Origin of the sequence: Macrococcoides bohemicum (assembly GCF_003259675.1) — a bacterium.
In the GTDB taxonomy this organism is placed as follows: domain Bacteria; phylum Bacillota; class Bacilli; order Staphylococcales; family Staphylococcaceae; genus Macrococcoides; species Macrococcoides bohemicum.
In genome coordinates, this window is the sequence record NZ_PZJG01000001.1 from 227,917 (window position 1) to 248,159 (window position 20,243).

A 20,243-nucleotide genomic window follows, 5' to 3' on the forward strand; every position below is an offset into this window, starting at 1 on the left:
TCTATGTTTTAAAGAAAAATCATCATTTAATGTTTTAACGTGTTAAAAAAGAGGTTGAAATAATAATTTATGTCATGTATATTAGTAACTAACTTAATATTCCTCGTTGAGGTAGAGGTTGCACTGTTTATGAGTAGATGATGGATATGTCATACACATAAACGAAGTTTATCGAAAGGAAGCAGTGCCGAAGGAATAATGTGTATGAACATTATATCCTGGGCTAACATTGAACAAGTGTTAGACTGTCACATCTGTGATGCGCTACTTAATTTTGATGATTATACTTTCAAATGAGTACGCGTATCATACGTGTGCTCATTTTTTATTTTTGAAAGGAAGTCAATATATGCAAAGTACGAATGGAGTACAAAGAAAATTGAAACAGCGCCATATTTCGATGATCGCTATTGGTGGCTGTATCGGAACAGGTTTATTTATGACCTCTGGAGGAGCGATACGTGATGCTGGCCCAGGTGGTGCGTTACTTGCGTTTACGATTATTGGTATTATGGTATTTTTCTTAATGACAAGTCTTGGTGAAATGGCAACATATTTACCGATTTCAGGTTCATTTTCTACCTATGCAACACGCTTCGTAGATCCATCTCTCGGATTTGCGCTTGGCTGGAATTATTGGTTTAACTGGGTGATTACAGTTGCAGCAGATGTTAGTATTGCTGCGAGCGTCATAAAGTACTGGGCACCGATGGATTTCTTACCGGGTTGGGCATGGAGCTTAGTGTTTTTAGCAATTATTTTATTTTTAAATACATTGTCAGTTCGAGTTTATGGTGAAAGTGAATATTGGTTTGCGATTATAAAAGTTGCTACTGTTATATTATTTTTAATCATCGGATTACTAACAATCGTTGGAATTTTAGGTGGCAAGTTTATCGGTTTTGATAACTTCACGACAGGTGATGCTCCATTTGTCGGTCATGGTTTAACAGGGTCTTTCTTAACGATTCTTGGCGTATTCTTAGTAGCCGGATTTAGTTTCCAGGGTACAGAACTTGTTGGTATTACAGCAGGTGAATCAGAAGAGCCGGAAAAAACTATTCCGAAAGCGATTAAACAAGTTTTCTGGAGAATTTTAATTTTTTACATTCTCTCTATTTTAGTCATCGGATTAATCATTCCTTACACTAATCCTAACTTAATGGGTGGAGATAGTGTTGCGAAGTCACCATTTACGTTAGTATTTGAAAATGCTGGCCTTGCATTTGCAGCATCCTTTATGAATGCTGTTATCTTAACATCTATTCTATCAGCGGGTAATAGTGGTATGTATGCTTCAACGCGTATGTTATATGCGATGGGGAAAGATGGATTAGCATCACGTAAATTCTCAGAAACAAATCATAAAGGCGTTCCTATTCCGAGTTTACTTGCAACGTTTGTTGTGGTGGTAATCATCTTCTTAGTAGAACGTGTTGCCAGTGGTGCTTACGAATATATCGTGGCAGCAAGTGGTTTAACAGGATTTATCGCCTGGCTTGGTATTGCAATTAGTCATTATCGATTCAGAAGAGCGTTTTATGCTCAGAACAAAGATATATCAGTATTAAAATATAAAGCGATGTGGTTCCCATTCGGTCCGATATTTGCATTTGTTCTTTGTTTATTTGTAATTATCGGTCAGGATACGGATTTAATTTTAGGTGGTAAATTCGATCTAAATGGTTTCTTGATTACTTATATGGGGATTCCAATTTTCTTAGCGTTCTATTTCTACCATAAACTGAAATATAAAACGCGTAAGATTCCTTTAACTGAAGTTGATTTATCTCAAGATACAGATATGAGTGAATATGAAAAAATAGATGTTGACTTATAAATATTAGCCTGTTATACTTAAGTCTGTTGAATACGAAACGGACAAGTAGAAGCATCCCGCTTCTCGCCCTGAAGACGCAAAGAGCAGTTACAGGGTTAAATAACATGGTTAGACATGTCTATTTTTTAGCGGGTGCATTATGCATTCGCTTTTTTGTTTGTCTTCGTAAATCAAATAGGAGGTGTCAACCATAGCTAAAGATCAAACTCAAATCAATGACAAAATTCGTGCGAGAGAACTTCGTTTAATCGGTCATGATGGTGAACAACTTGGCGTTAAAACTAAGTTCGAAGCAATTGAAATTGCAGAACGTGTTAACCTTGATGTCGTGTTAGTTGCTCCAAATGCGAAACCACCAGTAGCCAAAATTATGGATTACGGTAAATTCAAATTTGAACAACAAAAGAAAGAAAAAGAAGCACGTAAAAATCAAAAAGTTGTTGTCGTTAAAGAAATTAGATTAAGTCCAACGATTGAAGATCATGATTTTAATACGAAACTTAAAAATGCTCGTAAATTCTTAGAAAAGCATGACAAAGTTAAAGTATCAATCAGATTCCGTGGTCGTGCAATCACGCATAAAGAATTTGGTCAACGTGTGTTAGAGAAATTTGCAGAAGAATGTAAAGATCTTGCGACAGTTGAACAAAGACCAAAGATGGATGGCCGCTCAATGTTCTTAATGTTAGCGCCAATCGTCGACAAAAAACAAAACTAGGAGGAACAAAACATGCCTAAAATGAAAACTCACCGTGGTGGAGCTAAACGTGTTAAAAGAACTGGTTCAGGAAAATTAAAACGTTCAAGAGCTTACACTTCACACTTATTCGCAAACAAATCAACTAAACAAAAACGTGGACTTCGTAAAGCGTCATTAGTATCTAAAGGCGATCAAAAACGAGTAGCACAAATGTTAACTTACGTAAAATAATAAAATTAGAAACACTGAGGAGGAATTATAATGCCACGAGTTAAAGGTGGAACAGTTACACGCGCGCGTCGTAAACGTACAATCAAATTAGCTAAAGGTTACTTTGGTTCAAAACATACATTATATAAAGTAGCAAAACAACAAGTAATGAAATCAGGTCAATATGCATATCGTGACCGTCGTCAAAAGAAACGTGATTTCCGTAAATTATGGATCGCACGTATCAACGCAGCTGCGCGTCAAAATGACATCAGCTACAGCCGTTTAATGAACGGATTAAAAGTTGCTGGAATCGATATTAACCGTAAAATGTTATCAGAAATCGCTATCACTGACGAAAAAGCATTCGCTGAAATCGTTGGCCAAGCTAAAGCAGCTTTAAACAAATAATAAGATATTAATCTTAAAAAATCTCTAAGTTATGATGACTTAGAGATTTTTTTTATGGCCATTTTTAATATAAAAAAGGAGGGTAAATCGGTGGAGATATATAAACAAAGAAAATAATAAATCCAAAAGTAAAAAAGTATAGACATATTTCTTATTAAATTACTTGCAAAAAAATTTATATAGGGAAATCCCTATTCATATATACATGTGAACATATTCACAACTAAATAAGCTATAATATAAATGTATCTTTTATTGAGGGGGACGCACATGAAAGGAATCATATATATCGCACATGGATCAAAGATGCCTGATAAAAATCAACTTTTCAGAGAATTTGTAGATAATATAATATCAAAGCGACCTGAAACAGTACAGCAGTTAGCTTTTCTCGAAAAAGATGACGAGAATGTACCAATTATTACACGCCGTATGGTAGATGCTGGTGTCACAGAATTTTTAGTGATGCCGATGCTCTTATTTCCAGCAATGCATGCAAGAGAAGATATTCCGGCACAGCTTAATGATGTATTAAAGGATTATCCACAAATAACATACCACATTGCAGATTGTTTCGGAGATGAACCAAGTGTCTACAAGGTGTGTGAGCGCATCATTTCTGAATTTAATGATGCAACGATATTGATTACAGCACATGGTAATAAAAGATTTACTGAACCAGATGAACGTCTTACGAATATGGTGGAAGTAATGCAGCAGACGTCAGGTCAGAACTTAGTACCGGCAATGTTATATGGTGATTTAAGTTTTGAAGAAAAACTGAAGACAATGGATAAGCAAGACAAGATTATCATTATGCCATATTTCTTATTCGATGGTCATCTTGTGCGTAAGATTAAACGACTGAGTCAGCCTTTCATAGAAGCAGGGTACGATATATCTTTTACTGAAACACTGGATTTAGATTTTGCAATGACACAAGGTGTATTAAATAAACTGACACAACTTGAGGAGGATGCATATGTATCCCGTCATGCTTAATTTAGAAGGCAAAAAGATTCTGATTGTCGGTGGGGGCAGAATTGCTAAACGCAAAGTAAACGGCTTACAAGGTGAAGGAGCATATATTACTGTCCTGGCACCAGAGATTGATGCTGAAATAGCGTCAATGAATGTTGAATGTATTCCATATCCATTTACAAAACAGGATATTAGTCAATATGACATCGTGTATATTGCAACAAATGATGAAGTTGTTAATATGCAGGTCATGGAATGTGTGCATGATAATCAGCTTATTAATGATTGTTCGAATAAAAGCAACTCAAATTTCTTTAATGTAGCCTCTTTTAAACATGATGATATGCGAATTATGATTTCAAGCGATGGTGCAAGCCCGGAAAAAAGTAAAGTACTCAAACAGAAAATTAAAGATTTATTAAAATAAATGAACGAATGTGCAGAGGAGAAATAATATGAAACAACAATTAGTTATGATTGGTAATGGTATGGCAGGGATTCGTACAATTGAAGAAATTTTAGAGCGCAATCCAGATCTTTTTGAAATAACAGTTATCGGTGAAGAACCATATCCAAACTATAACCGTATTATGCTTTCTAATATTTTACAGAAGAAGATGGATATTCAGGAAACAATTCTAAATGATTATGAATGGTATAAAGAACAAGGCATCACATTAATCAATGATGATAAAGCTGAAACAATCGACAGAGCAAATAAGACAGTAACAACGAAAAAAGGCATCACAGTTTCATATGATAAATTAATCATCGCAACAGGATCAACTGCTTTCATGTTACCGATTGATGGTGTGAAACTTGAAGGTGTTATCGGGTGGAGAACGATTAAAGATACAGAATACATTATCGAACATGCGCGTCACTATAAAAAAGCAGTCGTAATTGGCGGTGGATTGCTTGGATTAGAATGTGCACGTGGATTAATAGACCAGGGCATGGATGTTACTGTTGTACATTTAGGTGAATGGTTAATGGAAATGCAGTTAGACCGTAAAGCAGGAGAAATGTTAAAAGCTGATTTAGAGAAACAAGGTATGAAGTTTAAATTACAAGGAAACACTCAGGAAATTATCGGTAAAGACCGTGTTGAAGCGATTCGTTTGAGTGATGGTTCAGTGATTGAAACAGATTTAGTTGTAATGGCTGTTGGTATTCGTCCGGTAACAAAACAAGCACGAGCTGCTGAACTTGAAATCGGTCGTGGTATCGTTGTTAATGATTTTATGCAGACAAGTGATCCGGATGTATACGCGGTTGGTGAATGTGCTGAACATAACTCAAAGGTTTATGGTTTAGTAGCACCACTTTACGAACAAGGTAAGGTATTAGCAGACCATATCACAGGCAATCCAACAGATGGATATCACGGATCAACTACATTTACGTCACTTAAAGTATCTGGCTGTGATCTATTCTCTGCCGGTAAGATTTATGAAGGTGAAAAGACACGCGGTATTGAAGTATTTAACGGTTTAGATAATGTCTATAAAAAAGTATTCGTAGAAGAAGGAAAAGTTGTAGGGGCTGTACTTTACGGGGATACTGAAGAAGGTAACCGTTTCTACAATATGATGAAAAAAGAAGAAGCAATCGAAGAATTTACATTAGTGTCACTATTGCATAAAGCTGGTGAAGTTGATGCGATCAGTGTGGAAACGATGGCTGACGATGAAACAATTTGTGGATGTAACGGTATTTCTAAAGGACAAATCGTTAAAGCTGTACATGAAAAAGGATTAACGACAGTAGCTGAAGTTACAGCACATACTAAAGCGGGTGGATCATGTGGTAAATGTAAAGGACAAATCGCTGATTTACTCGTTCATACTTTAGGTGATAAATTTGAAGCGGGTGGTCCAACTGGAATTTGTGGATGTACAGAACTTTCACGTGACCAGATTGTGACTCAAATTCGTGCAAAAGGTTTAAAAACTTCTAAAGAAGTACGTCACGTATTAGGATTTAAAAACTTAGGTGGATGTCCGAAATGTCGTCCGGCAGTCAACTACTACTTAAATATGTGCTGGCCACATGAGCATGAAGATGAAAAAGATTCACGTTATGCAAATGAACGTTTCCATGCGAACATTCAAAATGATGGTACTTTCTCTGTCATTCCACAGATGCAAGGTGGGGTAACAAATCCTGATCAGTTAATTAAATTAGGTGAAGTTGCGAAGAAATATGATGTACCGTTAGTGAAGATCACTGGTGCACAGCGTATCGGTTTATATGGTATTAAAAAAGAAGAATTACCTCAAGTGTGGGAAGATCTAGGCATGCGTTCAGCATCTGCTTACGGTAAAAAATTACGTTCTGTTAAATCATGTGTCGGTAAAGAATTCTGTCGATTTGGTACACAGTTAACGACACAACTTGCCATACGTCTAGAATCAACATTTGAATATATTGATACACCACATAAATTTAAAATTGGGGTATCAGGTTGTCCGCGTAGCTGTGTAGAATCTGGTGTGAAAGATTTCGGTGTTATCGGTGTTGAGAATGGCTTCCAGATCTTTGTTGGCGGTAACGGTGGTACGGAAGTTAAAGCAGCAACATTGCTTACAACTGTAGCAACTGAAGACGATGTGATTCAATTATGTGGTGCGATGATGCAATACTACAGAGAAACAGGTATTTATGGTGAACGTACTGCACCATGGATGGAGCGTTTAGGATTCGACCAGGTGAAAGATGTATTACTTGATGAAGCCAAACAAAAAGAATTATTTGAACGTTTAATGGATGCTAATAAAGCACGTCAGGAAGAGCCGTGGAAAGCGATTGCATCAGACGAAGAGAAACGAAAAATGTATGAAGTGGAGCGCGTATAGTCATGGAAAAAATCAAATTATTCAATGTATCTGAACTAGAACCTCAAATCGGTAAGAAAGTATTTGTTAAAGATGAAGAAATCGGTATTTTCTTATTAGAATCTGGAGAAATTAAAGCAATCGGAAATCGTTGCCCTCATAAAAATGGTCCTTTAACAGAAGGTACGGTAAGTGAACATTACGTATTCTGTCCGCTGCATGACAGAAAGATTGATTTAAATGATGGCCAGGTGCAGGCACCTGATGAAGCAGATGGATGTGTCGCAACTTATAAAGTTGAAGTTGATAACGGTGAGATATTCATATGGATAGACTAGGAAAGGTCATTTTTATAGGAGCTGGACCAGGTGATCCTGGTCTTGTTTCTTATAAAGCTATCAGAAGAATTAAGACTGCAGATGTCATTATATATGATCGACTAGTCAATCCGATAATTTTACAGCTTTCTAAACCTGATTGCGAACTTATTTATGTTGGAAAAAATCCAGATGTTAAATATAAAGCACAGAATGAAATTAATCGTATCATTAATGAGAAAGCAGCATTAGGATCAACAGTAGTGCGTCTTAAAGGTGGAGATCCTGGTATATTTGGCCGACTTTCTGAAGAAGTAGATAGTTTAGAAAAGAAATATAAATATGAAGTTATTCCTGGTATAACAAGTGCCAGTGCAGCTGCACTCTATTCAGGATTTCCATTAACTGATCGCGCGCATGCGCCACATGTTACTTTCTCAACAGGTCATCTGCAAAAAGATAGTATGCGTGAAATTGATTTTCAGGCACTGGCTAAAGGTGGGACACTAGCGCTTTATATGGGGATGAAAGCTTTACCTGAAATTGTCTCTGTCCTTTCAAAAGATATGGATGCACATTTAAAGGTAGCTGTTATCGGAAATGCAAGTTATGGTTATCAAAAGACGGTGATAGGAGATTTATCTACAATAAACGATCTTGTTATAGAACATAAAGTTACACATCCGGCAATGATCATTATCGGTGATGTAGTAAATGTACGTGACGATTTATCATGGTTTGAACAATTACCTGAGTTCGGATTAAGAAAACTATTCGTTTCACAAAACGATATCGACAAAGAAGAAATACTGGACATGTATGACCAAGGTGGATTTTATTATGCAATCGACCAGTTAAGCGATGATCGTATACAAAGTAAGTATTTCAATATCCATTCTGAAATATTATCGTTTCATAGTTTTGATGAAGTCATAACAGACTCACTCGAGTCAATAAGTTTACTGGAAAATAGATACAATATAAAAATCAATCCGTCAAAGGTTAAATTAAGTGAAAGCTTGAACGATTAGTTCAAGCTTTTTTAAATCAAGGAGTTATCTAATGACAATCAATGTAGAGAAGTTTATAGAGATATTACCGAACTTAAACAACACAGAAAATGTATATTTAAGTCTTTTAGCTGAACGTGGCTTAAACATTAATCGAGATAGTATTCAAACAGAAGTCGTTTTACCAAACCTGGTCGAAGCAGACATCATTCCTGCTACAAATGGTGCGATGTTCTTTATGCCGATTGAAATGATCAATATCTACAATCAACATGAATTAAATAGTGAATTTCCTGAAATAAAACCACCCTCTGAAGAAGAAATCGAAAATGAAAGCGCAGCGTTTGAAACGAACATTGCGCAATATAATGAACAGATGAAGATGGAAGAAGAAATCGATACAATGATTCAAACGCATGGAAACAAACCTTTAAGAGAACATTTAAATCATTTTGCGTTTGAAGATTTAAAAGCAATCGCCATGTTTTATCAATTGGATATTAAAGATGACAAGCAAACCCAAATTAATATCATTAATGAATTATTTTTCAAAGATTTCACGATGCTAGAAAAAATGCTGAAATATATGGATTACGAGCTGCTGTTAAATATCGAGAATGCACTACAATTTGACTATGATAATTTTACATATATGAAAGGTGCAACTAGAGAAATTTTTCTATATGCACCTACATTTAAAGAAATATTATTTTTACCGATTGATGTCGCAAAGCATATAAAAGCATTTAAAAAACATAAGGGTTACTTAAATCAAGAAATCGAAAAAATAAAGTTTTATCGAGGAATCTTTAATATTTATGGTTTTGTACGTATTGATATAATGCAGCAAGCCTATCAAAAACTTTATCAGGAAGTATTAACAAGAGATACAATAGTAAAAGACATTCAAACTTTCTTTCCTAATCTTGTTCCGAATATCAAGGGAAACTGGATTAAGCATGAATTGTATTCACATCAGCAATTAAATTTAGATGAAATGTTCAGTAATATGGAATACTATATACCGCAATCAAAAGAAGCGGTATATAAATATATATTAAACGCATATGTTGAACCAAGTAATAATACACGTGAACTGAAAATAGAATTAAAACGCAATATGAAAGGTAAAGTAATTTTCAATCAACAAATTGAAGCACTTTTTTCAGAGATTATTGAGACATTTCGTGTGACTGATAGTTTTGAAACTGCATTTGAATTTATAGCTGATCTCGGCGCGAAGAATATGATCAGTATTGTACCGACTGAAAAGTTAACGAAGCTGTTGAAAGAAGTATACACTGAAGTAAGATTATGGCGTTTGGGTGGTAAGAAAGTAAGTGAAATGCCAGAGTTTAAACGTAGTAAAATACAGGTTGTTCAGAAGAAAAGTAAGAAGAAAAAGAAGAGGAAATAGGAATTTTATGAAATAAAAGCTGCTCAATTGAGTGGCTGTTTATTATTTACTTATGTATTTGATAATAATACACTTGAAGTAATACAAAATTAGAGGTGAGCGTATGCATTATGAATTAAAAAGAATTTGTATCGGTGGTATAGAAAAGATTGATGTAAACGGTAAAGATAAGAAAACTGCTTATTATAAATATCCTATCGAAAATGCAGTACAACTCACTGTTACGGGGTTTGTCGGAGATCAACATGTTTATAAAGGTCATGGTGGTGTAAATAAAGCGGTCTGTTTATATGATTATAAGGATTATGATTTATGGTCAGATTACATGGATATAGATACAGAATTTAGTTTGTTCGGTGAGAATATTACGACTGTTGGACTAGATAAAGATACGATTTGTATTGGCGATACGTTTAAACTTGGAGAGGCATTTATTCAAGTGACTGAAGGACGTGGACCATGTAATACGATTGCACAGGTTCACAATGTACCGAATATTGTAAAGATGATGGCTGCAAGTCGAGCAACAGGGTGTTACTTTAGAGTACTTGTTGAAGGCGTAGTTGCACCAAATAGCAGGTTAGAACTTATGAAGAAAGATGAAACTAGATTGACGTTACATGAGTTTAATGAATTAGTATACGGTGATAAGAAGAACAAAGCTTTGATTGAAAAAGCATTAAAAGTTGATGCTTTACCTGCTGAACATAAAGAAAAGTTTGCGAAACGTTTATAATAAATGATTACCTCTTCAATAATATAGAATATTCTGATAAATTAAAAGTATAATACTTATTGAGGAGGTAAACGATGAAGACACTTTTTGCAGCAGACGATGTCATGATGTTATGGGCAATCATTGTAATATTCAGTAGTCTAAGTATTTATCTTGAATTAAAATACAAATGGGCTGCCAAAATTTCAGGGGCTATTATCGCCTTAATCTTTGCACTGTTACTTTCAAACTTTAAAGTGATACCTACAGAGTCCGTTGTCTATGATCAAGTATGGGGGTTCATTATTCCGTTAGCTTTACCGTTATTATTATTTCAAATTGATATTAAAGCAATTTGGAAAGAAAGCGGTCGATTACTGGGTATTTTTTTATTAAGTTCTGTAGGAACGGTAGCTGGAACTTTTGCTGCATTCTTTTTATTAAAAGAACATATCCCTTATCTCGATAAACTGAGTGCGATGATGAGTGCGAGCTATATTGGTGGGGGCGTGAATTTTGCTGCGATGGCATTAAAGTTTAATCCACCTAAAGATGTAATTTCAGCTGCAGTAGTTGCAGATAACTTAATGACAGCGCTATTTATTTTGACATTAATGGCGATTCCTACAATACGATTCTTTAGAAATAAATTTAATACGCCGCACATTGATGAAGTAGAAGGAACTCAAATTGCAGGGCGGGATGATTATTTCAGTCGTAAAGAAATTTCGTTACTCGATATTGCGTTAAATTTTGGTGCAGCATTCTTTATTGTGGCTGTATCATTTAAACTGTCAGCATTTATGACTGCTATTTTGCCGAAAGCTGATGGCAATATTTTATATGAAATGTTTACAAGTCTTGTAACAGATAAATATTTAATCTTAACGACGTTTACTTTTGTTTTGCTATTACTATTCCCTAAATTCTTCAAACAGTTAAATGGTAGTAATGAATTTGGAACATTTCTCATTTATCTCTTCTTCTTCGTATTAGGAATTCCAGCTTCAATACCTTTAATTATCCAGACAGCACCATTGCTGTTATTATTTGTATTTATTATTGCGATGATGAATCTTGTTATAAGTTTAGTTGCCGGTAAATTCATTGGATCAGACTTAGAGGAAATATTACTAGCAAGTAATGCTAATATAGGTGGGCCGACAACTGCAGCAGCGTTAGCTATTGCTAAAGGGTGGCATAAATTAATCGGACCGATACTCGTTGTAGGTACACTAGGTTATATTATAGGTAATTATTTAGGAACAGCGATTGGTATATTTTTAGGACAATATATGTAATAATATCCTATAATGACATAAAATATAAGTTTACGGTGGAATAGGAGATGTATTTATGGATAAGCAACTAGCACTACTCAAACAAATGACCGACTGTAATGCACCGGCTGGATTTGAACTGCCGATGACACAATTAATGCAGCAATTATTTGAAACGATTAATGTTGAAACGGTACGTGATAACACTGGCAGTATATTTGGTGTTCGTAAAGCGAACAGTAAACACGCTATCATGTTATTAGGTCATCTGGATGAAATCGGCTTTATGGTTACTGAGATCACTGAACGAGGCTTTATAAAATTTACAAGTCTCGGATACTGGTCACCGATAGTGATGACAAGTCAGAAAGTGACGATTCACACGAAAGATAGAGATATAAGAGGGGTAATCGGAGGGAAGCCGCCACACGTGTTAAGTACTGAAGAGAGAACTAAAGTAAATCTAGAAAACATGTTTATAGATATCGGGACAGCTTCAAAAGAAGAAACAATAGCAGCGGGGATTAAAGTTGGAGATTGTGTAACACCATATACTGAATTTGAAGTGATGGAAAACCCAAATTATTTGTTAGCAAAAGCATTTGATAATCGCTTTGGATGTGCACTTGCCTACGAAGTTGTTAAAAATGTTACATCACCAAAGATTAATTTGTATTCCGGGGCCGTAACACAAGAAGAAACGTTGTCTCGAGGTGCAAAGACTGCAGCAAACTTAGTAAAGCCAAGCCTCGCGATTGCAATGGATGTATGTTTCTGTTCATTAACGCCTGGTATGGAGGATGCAGGTAATGCGAAGATGGGTGACGGACCAGTTATTATACTAGCCGATGCATGGAATATCGCGCATGTTGCATTGAAACAATATATTATTGATGTCGCAAAAGAACACAATATTGCAATACAGTTCGATCACTTGACAGGTGGATACACAGATGCAGGTCACGTCGCACAAAGTAACACAGGCGTCCCAGCTGTAACAATCGCTGTACCAACACGTTATATTCATAGTAATGTGTCTATGATGAACCGAGAAGATTATACCAGTGCAGTGAAATTGATGACAGCTGTTGTTGAAGGACTGGATGATGCATTAGTGGATAAGATTATAGGGCAAACATACTAATACTGTATAAATTTGGTTGTTTTATGATAAGATGATAAAAAACAACTAAGGTGGTAATTATGAAAGCATTTACTAAAGGTCTAATAGTAATTATCATGCTATCATTAATAATGATAATATCTTTAGTAGCAACTAAAAGATATTTTAATCAGCAGGAAATTGACGCACTTGTTGAAGGCGCAGAAGCACGCGGCGTTGATTATGAGGTAATCATTACAAACGAGCTCACAAAAGCCTATAAATTTGAAGCGAAATCATCGTAATACCTACTGAGAAGTGGGTATTTTTTTTGGAGGAGAGAATGAGATTAAAGAAGTTAAGAGGAAAGAAAAGGTTATTTAACAGGATAGCGCAAACTAATATCGATGATGAGCAAATGAAGATATTAAACTATATTAATATTTATATACCTCAGTTTGTATTTGTATTTGATATGTATCATAATGATAAAGTACTTTATTCTTTTTATAAGACAATGATAATTAAAGCACAGAAAGATTTCTCGGAATATAAGAACGTATTATATATTAATGAGACGTATCCAATGAATTCACAATTAATAATACAGGTTGAGGATTATTATAAGGTTGATGGAAAAGAAGAAGCTGTAGATAAAAAAAGATACATTCTCGCCTTGGAAAAAAACTTTAATATAAAATTTATTGGTTACAAAATAGAAGATGAAATCATTATGATTGCTAGAATTTAAGAGAGGCGTTGTGAATGAGATCTGACCTTAATAATTGGCAGCTACTTAGTATAGAATCTTTAAAGCAAATAATGCATGATGCAGACTATGATTGGTATTTGGCTGGTGGGATTGCACTGGATGAATTTCTAGGTAGGAGAACAAGAGATCATGAAGATATGGATATATTGGTGAACTTTAAATATTTAGAACGTATTTTAGATTATTTTAAGAATTATAAGGTTTATACTGCGAGAAATGGATCTTTAAGTTTATATGCACTAAATAATATTAAATCAACTGACAGTCTGTGGATTGCAAATGATGATAAAGAATCATTTATTATTGAAATTTTATTTTTTGAAGAAGAAGCGGGACATTGGATCTATAAAAGAAACGATGCTGTTAGGAAAAAAATTGAAGATATATATTTTGTTAAGAATGATATGAAAATAATACAACCTGAAATTCAATTGTTGTATAAGATGAATAGCAGTAATGTTAGAGAAAAAGATTTAGATGATTATCATAATATATATCCAGTGCTTGAGGAAAGACAGAAAGAGTGGTTGGATCAATATGTAAAATTAAAAAGTGACTATCTTTTATAATAAGATAGTTGACTTTTTTATTTTCTGAACTATCTTATATTATAAGATAGTTATCTGAAGCAAGGAGGTTTCAAATGTCTGTACATAATCAAATGATGAAAGGGTTATTAGATGGAGCAATTCTTGGTTTGATTTCTCAAGGTGAAACATATGGGTATGAGATATTAGAAAAATTAAAAGAAAACGAATTTCCCGAAATTAGTGATGGTAGTATTTATCCGGTATTACTCAGATTAGATAAAAAAGGGTATGTCAGTACGCGAATGATTAAATCAGATACCGGGGGTCCAAAGAGAAAATATTATTCGATTACAAAAGAAGGTTTGGAAGAATTAAAAGTGTTTAAAGAAAAGTGGGATTTATTGAATACAGGCATAAATAATTTGATGAGGAGTGTTGATGATGTTAAGTAATGAAGCAGAACATTTTTTATTACAATTAAGATTAGAGTTGGTATCGAAAGGTAAGAAAGACGAAGATATTGATGCGATTGAAGCAGAATTACGTGATCATTTGTACGAAGCAGAATTACGTGGTGAAAGTGTAGAAAGCGTAACAGGTGGATCAGTAAAGGACTATATTAAATCTATTTCGAATGAATTACCATTTGATAAGGGGATATTTAGTTTTATATTTTTGATGCTAATCTCAATTTTAGCTTTATTAGCGATACCTCGATTAATATCTGGAGATTTGGATTTAAGTGTGAATAGATTGATTTTTTATGCAATTATTATATTTATATTAGCACCATTAGAATTATGGATTTTAAAATCAATTTTAGTGAGACATGGAGACTCTAAAACTACTTATATTTATGGTTTTATATTGTCTATTTTAATAATTACTGTAATGGCAATAGGCGAACTATTATTATCAAGGTTTCCAAGTAAGTCTTTGACAAGTATTGATGATAAATATAGTTTGATAATTGGACTAATTCTTTCTTTAATCTTTATTGTCGTTTGTTTAGTATTAAAAAGTTGGTTTTTTATTGCAGTATTAATTTATATCATTATGCCTGAATTAATTCCTAAATTTTTCACAAGTGGAAACCCGAAGAAAGAAGATTATATTAATGCTTCACTCATAACATATACTGTTATGAATGTACTTTTTGGAACAATAGCATTCATTTATTTTAAAAGAGATATGAAAAAAGACAAGGTGAAAGGATGATTTCTATAATAGCGAATTTAATAGATTTTATTGGTAACTTGTTTACAGCGCTTGTGTCTAGTGATGATAAAAGAAAAAATAATCAAGAATAATTTATTAATGATAAGGGACTGATATCATGAAAGGATTTATTCTAAATGAAGGTGGATTTGTTACATATCCTTTTGAAGTGTTTAAACATATTGAAGAATATGTGAAGTCTCTCAAATGGAAGATATATCCCCATGAGCATAATGGGGATTTTAACTATAATACTGTACCGTTTGATGATCCCGATAATCAATTTATAGATGGAGAAACGTTATATTTAATGTTGGAACAATATTCAGATGTGCAGTGGATATGGGGGGTTTTATCAGGATTTCCTAATGAAGTTTCGTGGGAAGAAATTATTAAGGATTCAAAGGAATATGATATCACTGATGAACAACCTTATTATAATAGCGGATTTAAGCATATAGAGAATAAATCAGTATTTGAATTAATAGCGATGGATAGTTCAAGAACGATAATTTTAATAGATGATGAGAAAGTTCAAGATGAATTGCTAGAACATTTTCCGAAATCTGAAAAATTATAAATATGATTTTAAATGATGTTTTAAATGAGAGGATAGTTAAATGGCTAGAGTATATTTTATTAGACACTCCATTCGAGATATTTCGTATAAACATGATAAAAGTGCACCATTGACTGAAGATGGTGTGAGACTTGCTCAAGGTTTGATTGAGATGTTTAAGGATAAAGAAATCGCAGGGATTTTTTCTAGCCCTTATAAACGTGCATTGGATACAGTCACGCCGATTGCTGAAAATAAAGGTTTGAAGATAGAGATTATAGATAATTTTTATGAGCGTACGGTTGGTGATTGGATCGATAATTTCTCGGAATTTGCAGAACGTCAGTGGAAGGATTTTGATTATAAACTTGAGGACGGGGAATCATTGAATGAAGTTAGACAAAGAATTGTGCCGGCGTTTGAAGATCTGATTAAAGGGAGAGAGGGTGACTTAATTATTTGCGGTCATGGTACTTCTTTTTCAGTATTGTTTAATCATCTGACTGATGGAGCGTTTGGTTATAATGATTTCTGTGAAATGAACATGCCAGATGTATTTGAATATGAAATTGGTGGAAAAACAGTGGTTAAATATATATAATATGTTGTAATAAATTTGAAAATGTTGCGCATACTGTGTGAGTTGCGTACAATATTTGTTATTATTTTATAGCTCCTGTACAATCTGAAAGAGATGTGTGCTGCAGTTGTAATTTATTTCAAATTCTTGCGCACTCTTGTTAGACTCTGTGCAGAATTTGTAAATTAAAGTAAACAGTTGCACACAATCAAAACAAACTGGGCATACATCTCCATATAATGGTATCCATAACCAAAGAAACCCCCGTCTCCTCATATTTATGAGTGAACGGGGGTTAAATATTATGCTTTTTTATTTGCTTCTGCAAATGCTTTCGAGATGTCGATTAATTTTTTCGGTGCATCTTGGACTGCCATATGGATTTCAACGAAATGTAAGTGATCTTTATCCGCTTTAATTTTATCCATTACAGCTTTCAATTCGTTCGAAGTTTTCGCGTCGTGTACAACAACTTCATCTTTTGCACCAAATGTTTCTGGTAACTGTTTATAGTTCCACATTTTAATATCATTATATGGTTCTTCCATACCGTGAATTAATCTTTCTACAGTATAACCGTCGTTATTGATAACAAAGATGATAGGTTTAATGCCTGTGCGAATCATTGTTGATAACGCTTGAACTGTTAATTGTAAAGAACCGTCTCCAATCAGTAATAGGTTACGACGGTTTACATCGGCATGTTGGCTTCCAAGCAATGCTGGGAAAGTATAACCGATTGATCCCCATAATGGTTGTCCGATATATTGATTGCCTTTGTATAATGATAAATCATATGCGCCAAAGAATGATGTCCCTTGTTCGGCAAGTAAGATATCATCTTTTTCTAAGAAAGCATTGACTAATTTAAAATAGTTTTCCTGAACTAATGGTTCATCATTTAATACATAATCCATCTCAGAGCGTTTAAATTTAGGATAGTCCGCAGTGTTTTTATAGTCTAATGTCAATAATCCCTCTACTAAATCAATGATTGAAACGTCATCACTTACAACGCTACCAGCTTTAAAGTCATTTTGATTCATGAAGATAACGTCGTTAACGTCAAATTCATAGCTGAATCCAGCAGTAGCTGAGTCAGTTAATTTTGCTCCTAAATTAATAATACAATCTGAGTTATTTACATAGTTACGTACATTTTCCTCAGCAATTTTTCCGTCAAAGATACCTAAATATTTATCATTTTCTTCATTAAAAGCTGATTTACCGAGTGATAATTGAGCTACCGGAATATTTGTTAAGTCTGCAAGTTGTTCTAATTTATCGTGTAGATCAAAAGAATTAATTTCATGACCTACAATAAATACTGGTTGGTTTGCTTTTGATAATCTTTCTTTAACTGCTTCGATATACAGTGATACGTCTTTTGCTGCGTGCTGATACGCAACTGGAGCATCTGTTATTTCAATTTCAGTTAACGCAACATCTATCGGTAAATGAATATGAACAGGACGACGTTCACGAATAGCTGCATTGATTACGCGTGGAATTTCTGTCTGAGCATTCTCAACTGTTAAAGTTGTTGTTGCACAGGTAATATGTTCATACATTTTAGAATAAGCATCAAACACACCTTCACCTAATGAATGATGAACGTATCGTCCTTCTTGTTGAGCGATACTTGATGGTCCACCAGCAATCTTTACAACAGGTACGCGTTCGGCATAACTTCCAGCAATACCATTGACCGCACTTAATTCACCTACACCAAAAGTGGTACTCACCGCAGCTAATCCTTTAACACGTGCATAACCATCTGCTGCATATGCTGCGTTTAATTCATTCGTGTTACCAATCCATTCAATTTTGTCATGTCGTACAACATCATCTAAAAAGGCTAATGTAAAGTCACCGGGCACTCCAAACATTTTATCTACGCCGTTTACTGCTAATGTATCTAATAATAGTTGACCGATTCTTTGTTTCATCAATATTCTCCCCTTCTATTAATAATTCTTTCTTAAATATAATATGCGAAAAATAATAAGTCAATACCATTGACCTATTAATTGAAATAAGTGCAATAGTGGGTATAATAAAAGATAAGTATATTAAAGGAGAATACAATGACGCCGGATCGTGACAATGAACATTTACTATTTTATTTTGCCTATAAGACGTATATCACCACAGCTGACGAGATTATAGAACAATATGGTATGCAGCGACAACATCACCGTTTTCTGTTTTTCATTTGTATGAAACCGGGGATCACACAAAAAGAATTACTTCAAGTTCTTGAAATTTCTAAGCAAGGTTCACACAATACATTAAAAGTATTAAAAGAAAAAGCGCTCATTAAAGAAAAACCAGCAAGTAATGATAAGCGACTGAAAGAATTACATCCCACGCCATCAGGTTATGCTTTAATTGAGAAGTTAAATCAAGCACAAAGAGATTTGATGGATGAAATATTTTCAGAACATGGTTATGACTGGCATAAAGTCATGGAAGGTTTATCACAAAAAAGAGAAGGATTTAGTATCATTATGCATGAAAAAGAGTCATAATAAGAAAAAGAAAAATAAGCGAGGTAACATATGGAACTTATAGAATCAGTAAACAATCTTAAAATTAAACAGATTACAAAATTACATGCGAGAAAAGAGCGTAAGAAAACAGGTCAATTTTTACTTGAAGGATTTCATTTAGTAGAAGAAGCTGCAAAAAGTAATATTGATATTGAAATAATCTTGACAGTTAATCCTGATAAGTTGACTGAAGTGATGGTTCAGAATAGTAAACAGCAATATGAAATAACATTTAAGATTGCAGAAAAATTATCTCAAACAGAAGCACCTCAAGGTATATATGCAGTATGTAATATGCCGGCAATCGACGATGTTACATTGAACCGTGCAGTTTATCTGGATCGCATTCAGGATCCCGGCAATGTCGGCACAATTATTCGTACCGCTGATGCAGCAGGTATGGATGCTGTAATTATTGCGAAAGGTACAGTAGATATTTATAACGATAAAGTGTTACGTGCCTCACAAGGCAGTGTCTTTCATATTCCAGTCATAGAAATGGACTTTGAAGAGGCAAGACAAAAAGTGAACGGTAAAGTTATGGGGACAAGTCTTGAAAATTCAGTGGACTATCATCAAGTTGAAAAAGCTGATTCATTTTTATTAGTACTTGGTAATGAAGGACAAGGTGTAGAACAGGCAATACTTGATCAAACGGATATAAATCTTTATGTACCGATACACGGTAAAGCTGAAAGTTTAAATGTAGCAGTATGCGCGGGTATATTAATGTATCACTTGATTTAACAACATAAAAATAGAGAGGAGTGCGGGCATGGCGTATTTTCATCTTTTAGCTGCATGGAGTAATCAGGATATGGAGCAAATCAAAAAAATTATTTCGCATGATATTAAAGTTACTTTAATTAATAATGAACGCGAAGAAAAAGTGATGGATTATTATGGGTTGATTAATTTATTGCAAAAAAGATTTGAATCAGAACAAGATTGGAATTTTGAAGTGATCTATAATGCTGAGAAAAGTGAAAGTAGTATCGTAGTAGTAGAAATTACGCGTGAAAACAAACCTGATGAATTGATTGAAGATAAATCATTATGTACCTTTTTCTTTAGTAAAGGTGATCAACTTAATAATTTAGTAAGAATGGATATGATATTGGGTATTAAAGATTCTAGATAACTCTTCTAATGAAAGAGTTATTTTTTTTATTTAAGAAATGTAACAAAATGTATTGGTATTAAATGTTATTA

The 20,243-nt window shown here is 34.1% G+C and carries 24 protein-coding genes, 1 riboswitch and 1 other annotated feature; of the genes, 23 read left to right on the forward strand and 1 reads right to left on the reverse strand.

What is annotated here, in order from left to right; genetic code table 11:
- The first annotated feature begins 104 nt into the window (after window positions 1-104).
- Window positions 105-275: riboswitch (Lysine riboswitch) on the forward strand.
- 74 nt (window positions 276-349) lie between these two features.
- The 20 genes from BHX94_RS01865 to BHX94_RS01960 all read left to right on the forward strand — a co-directional run bounded on the left by BHX94_RS01865 (window position 350) and on the right by BHX94_RS01960 (window position 16,500).
- Window positions 350-1,840 (forward strand): amino acid permease, encoded by a 1,491-nt coding sequence (locus BHX94_RS01865; protein ID WP_111744684.1) that lies wholly within the window; start codon window positions 350-352, stop codon window positions 1,838-1,840.
- Between the two features lie 37 nt (window positions 1,841-1,877).
- Window positions 1,878-2,003, forward strand: a sequence feature (ribosomal protein L20 leader region).
- 18 nt (window positions 2,004-2,021) lie between these two features.
- The gene (gene infC, locus BHX94_RS01870; RefSeq protein WP_096076189.1) at window positions 2,022-2,558 is read left to right on the forward strand and encodes a translation initiation factor IF-3; all 537 of its coding nucleotides are present in this window, start codon (window positions 2,022-2,024) and stop codon (window positions 2,556-2,558) included.
- A gap of 12 nt (window positions 2,559-2,570) precedes the next feature.
- Window positions 2,571-2,771, forward strand: coding sequence for a 50S ribosomal protein L35 (gene rpmI, locus BHX94_RS01875; RefSeq protein WP_012657249.1), 201 nt, complete (start codon window positions 2,571-2,573; stop codon window positions 2,769-2,771).
- Window positions 2,772-2,801: 30 nt separating this feature from the next.
- Window positions 2,802-3,161 carry a 50S ribosomal protein L20 gene (gene rplT / locus BHX94_RS01880; RefSeq protein ID WP_111744685.1) on the forward strand — a complete coding sequence of 120 codons (360 nt, stop codon included), beginning with the start codon at window positions 2,802-2,804 and terminating at the stop codon, window positions 3,159-3,161.
- 270 nt (window positions 3,162-3,431) lie between these two features.
- Window positions 3,432-4,163 (forward strand): sirohydrochlorin chelatase, encoded by a 732-nt coding sequence (locus BHX94_RS01885; protein WP_170120727.1) that lies wholly within the window; start codon window positions 3,432-3,434, stop codon window positions 4,161-4,163.
- Window positions 4,144-4,569 (forward strand): precorrin-2 dehydrogenase/sirohydrochlorin ferrochelatase family protein, encoded by a 426-nt coding sequence (locus tag BHX94_RS01890; RefSeq protein ID WP_170120728.1) that lies wholly within the window; start codon window positions 4,144-4,146, stop codon window positions 4,567-4,569. Before BHX94_RS01885 ends, BHX94_RS01890 begins: the two co-directional genes overlap by 20 nt.
- Window positions 4,570-4,597: 28 nt before the next feature.
- A complete protein-coding gene (nirB, locus tag BHX94_RS01895) occupies window positions 4,598-7,000 on the forward strand; it encodes a nitrite reductase large subunit NirB (protein WP_111744687.1) in 2,403 nt (800 codons plus the stop codon).
- A gap of 2 nt (window positions 7,001-7,002) precedes the next feature.
- The gene (locus BHX94_RS01900) at window positions 7,003-7,317 is read left to right on the forward strand and encodes a nitrite reductase (NAD(P)H) small subunit (protein ID WP_096078070.1); all 315 of its coding nucleotides are present in this window, start codon (window positions 7,003-7,005) and stop codon (window positions 7,315-7,317) included.
- Window positions 7,305-8,327, forward strand: a complete 1,023-nt coding sequence (cobA, locus tag BHX94_RS01905; RefSeq protein WP_111744688.1) for a uroporphyrinogen-III C-methyltransferase — start codon at window positions 7,305-7,307, stop codon at window positions 8,325-8,327. Before BHX94_RS01900 ends, cobA begins: the two co-directional genes overlap by 13 nt.
- A gap of 31 nt (window positions 8,328-8,358) precedes the next feature.
- Window positions 8,359-9,723 (forward strand): hypothetical protein, encoded by a 1,365-nt coding sequence (locus tag BHX94_RS01910; RefSeq protein WP_111744689.1) that lies wholly within the window; start codon window positions 8,359-8,361, stop codon window positions 9,721-9,723.
- Window positions 9,724-9,826: 103 nt separating this feature from the next.
- Complete coding sequence (locus tag BHX94_RS01915) at window positions 9,827-10,459, forward strand: MOSC domain-containing protein (RefSeq protein WP_111744690.1); 633 nt, start codon at window positions 9,827-9,829, stop codon at window positions 10,457-10,459.
- A gap of 74 nt (window positions 10,460-10,533) precedes the next feature.
- Window positions 10,534-11,739, forward strand: a complete 1,206-nt coding sequence (locus BHX94_RS01920) for a DUF819 family protein (RefSeq protein ID WP_111744691.1) — start codon at window positions 10,534-10,536, stop codon at window positions 11,737-11,739.
- Window positions 11,740-11,794: 55 nt separating this feature from the next.
- Window positions 11,795-12,862: a M42 family metallopeptidase gene (locus tag BHX94_RS01925; RefSeq protein ID WP_111744692.1), complete on the forward strand. Its 1,068-nt coding sequence runs from the start codon at window positions 11,795-11,797 to the stop codon at window positions 12,860-12,862.
- Window positions 12,863-12,921: 59 nt separating this feature from the next.
- On the forward strand, window positions 12,922-13,125 hold the full coding sequence (locus BHX94_RS01930; protein WP_111744693.1) for a hypothetical protein: 204 nt from the start codon (window positions 12,922-12,924) through the stop codon (window positions 13,123-13,125).
- A gap of 38 nt (window positions 13,126-13,163) precedes the next feature.
- Complete coding sequence (locus tag BHX94_RS01935) at window positions 13,164-13,571, forward strand: hypothetical protein (protein ID WP_111744694.1); 408 nt, start codon at window positions 13,164-13,166, stop codon at window positions 13,569-13,571.
- Between the two features lie 14 nt (window positions 13,572-13,585).
- Window positions 13,586-14,161, forward strand: coding sequence for a nucleotidyltransferase domain-containing protein (locus BHX94_RS01940; protein WP_111744695.1), 576 nt, complete (start codon window positions 13,586-13,588; stop codon window positions 14,159-14,161).
- A gap of 74 nt (window positions 14,162-14,235) precedes the next feature.
- Window positions 14,236-14,574: a PadR family transcriptional regulator gene (locus BHX94_RS01945; RefSeq protein ID WP_096076202.1), complete on the forward strand. Its 339-nt coding sequence runs from the start codon at window positions 14,236-14,238 to the stop codon at window positions 14,572-14,574.
- Window positions 14,561-15,340, forward strand: coding sequence for a hypothetical protein (locus tag BHX94_RS01950; RefSeq protein WP_170120729.1), 780 nt, complete (start codon window positions 14,561-14,563; stop codon window positions 15,338-15,340). The genes BHX94_RS01945 and BHX94_RS01950 overlap by 14 nt, the downstream gene beginning before the upstream one ends.
- 118 nt (window positions 15,341-15,458) lie before the next feature.
- Window positions 15,459-15,920 carry a hypothetical protein gene (locus tag BHX94_RS01955; RefSeq protein WP_111744697.1) on the forward strand — a complete coding sequence of 154 codons (462 nt, stop codon included), beginning with the start codon at window positions 15,459-15,461 and terminating at the stop codon, window positions 15,918-15,920.
- A 40-nt stretch (window positions 15,921-15,960) separates the two neighbouring features.
- The gene (locus tag BHX94_RS01960; RefSeq protein ID WP_111744698.1) at window positions 15,961-16,500 is read left to right on the forward strand and encodes a histidine phosphatase family protein; all 540 of its coding nucleotides are present in this window, start codon (window positions 15,961-15,963) and stop codon (window positions 16,498-16,500) included.
- Window positions 16,501-16,781: 281 nt separating this feature from the next.
- On the opposite strand, the gene BHX94_RS01965 is transcribed toward BHX94_RS01960, so the two are convergent.
- Window positions 16,782-18,428, reverse strand: a complete 1,647-nt coding sequence (locus BHX94_RS01965) for an alpha-keto acid decarboxylase family protein (RefSeq protein WP_111744699.1) — start codon at window positions 18,426-18,428, stop codon at window positions 16,782-16,784.
- Between the two features lie 138 nt (window positions 18,429-18,566).
- On the opposite strand from BHX94_RS01965, the gene BHX94_RS01970 reads away from it, so the two are divergent.
- The 3 genes from BHX94_RS01970 to BHX94_RS01980 are packed head-to-tail and all read left to right on the forward strand — an operon-like array spanning window position 18,567 to window position 20,172.
- On the forward strand, window positions 18,567-19,010 hold the full coding sequence (locus BHX94_RS01970) for a MarR family winged helix-turn-helix transcriptional regulator (protein WP_096076207.1): 444 nt from the start codon (window positions 18,567-18,569) through the stop codon (window positions 19,008-19,010).
- Between the two features lie 30 nt (window positions 19,011-19,040).
- A complete protein-coding gene (locus tag BHX94_RS01975) occupies window positions 19,041-19,778 on the forward strand; it encodes a TrmH family RNA methyltransferase (RefSeq protein ID WP_111744700.1) in 738 nt (245 codons plus the stop codon).
- A 28-nt stretch (window positions 19,779-19,806) separates the two neighbouring features.
- Complete coding sequence (locus BHX94_RS01980) at window positions 19,807-20,172, forward strand: hypothetical protein (protein ID WP_111744701.1); 366 nt, start codon at window positions 19,807-19,809, stop codon at window positions 20,170-20,172.
- Window positions 20,173-20,243: the final 71 nt, after the last annotated feature.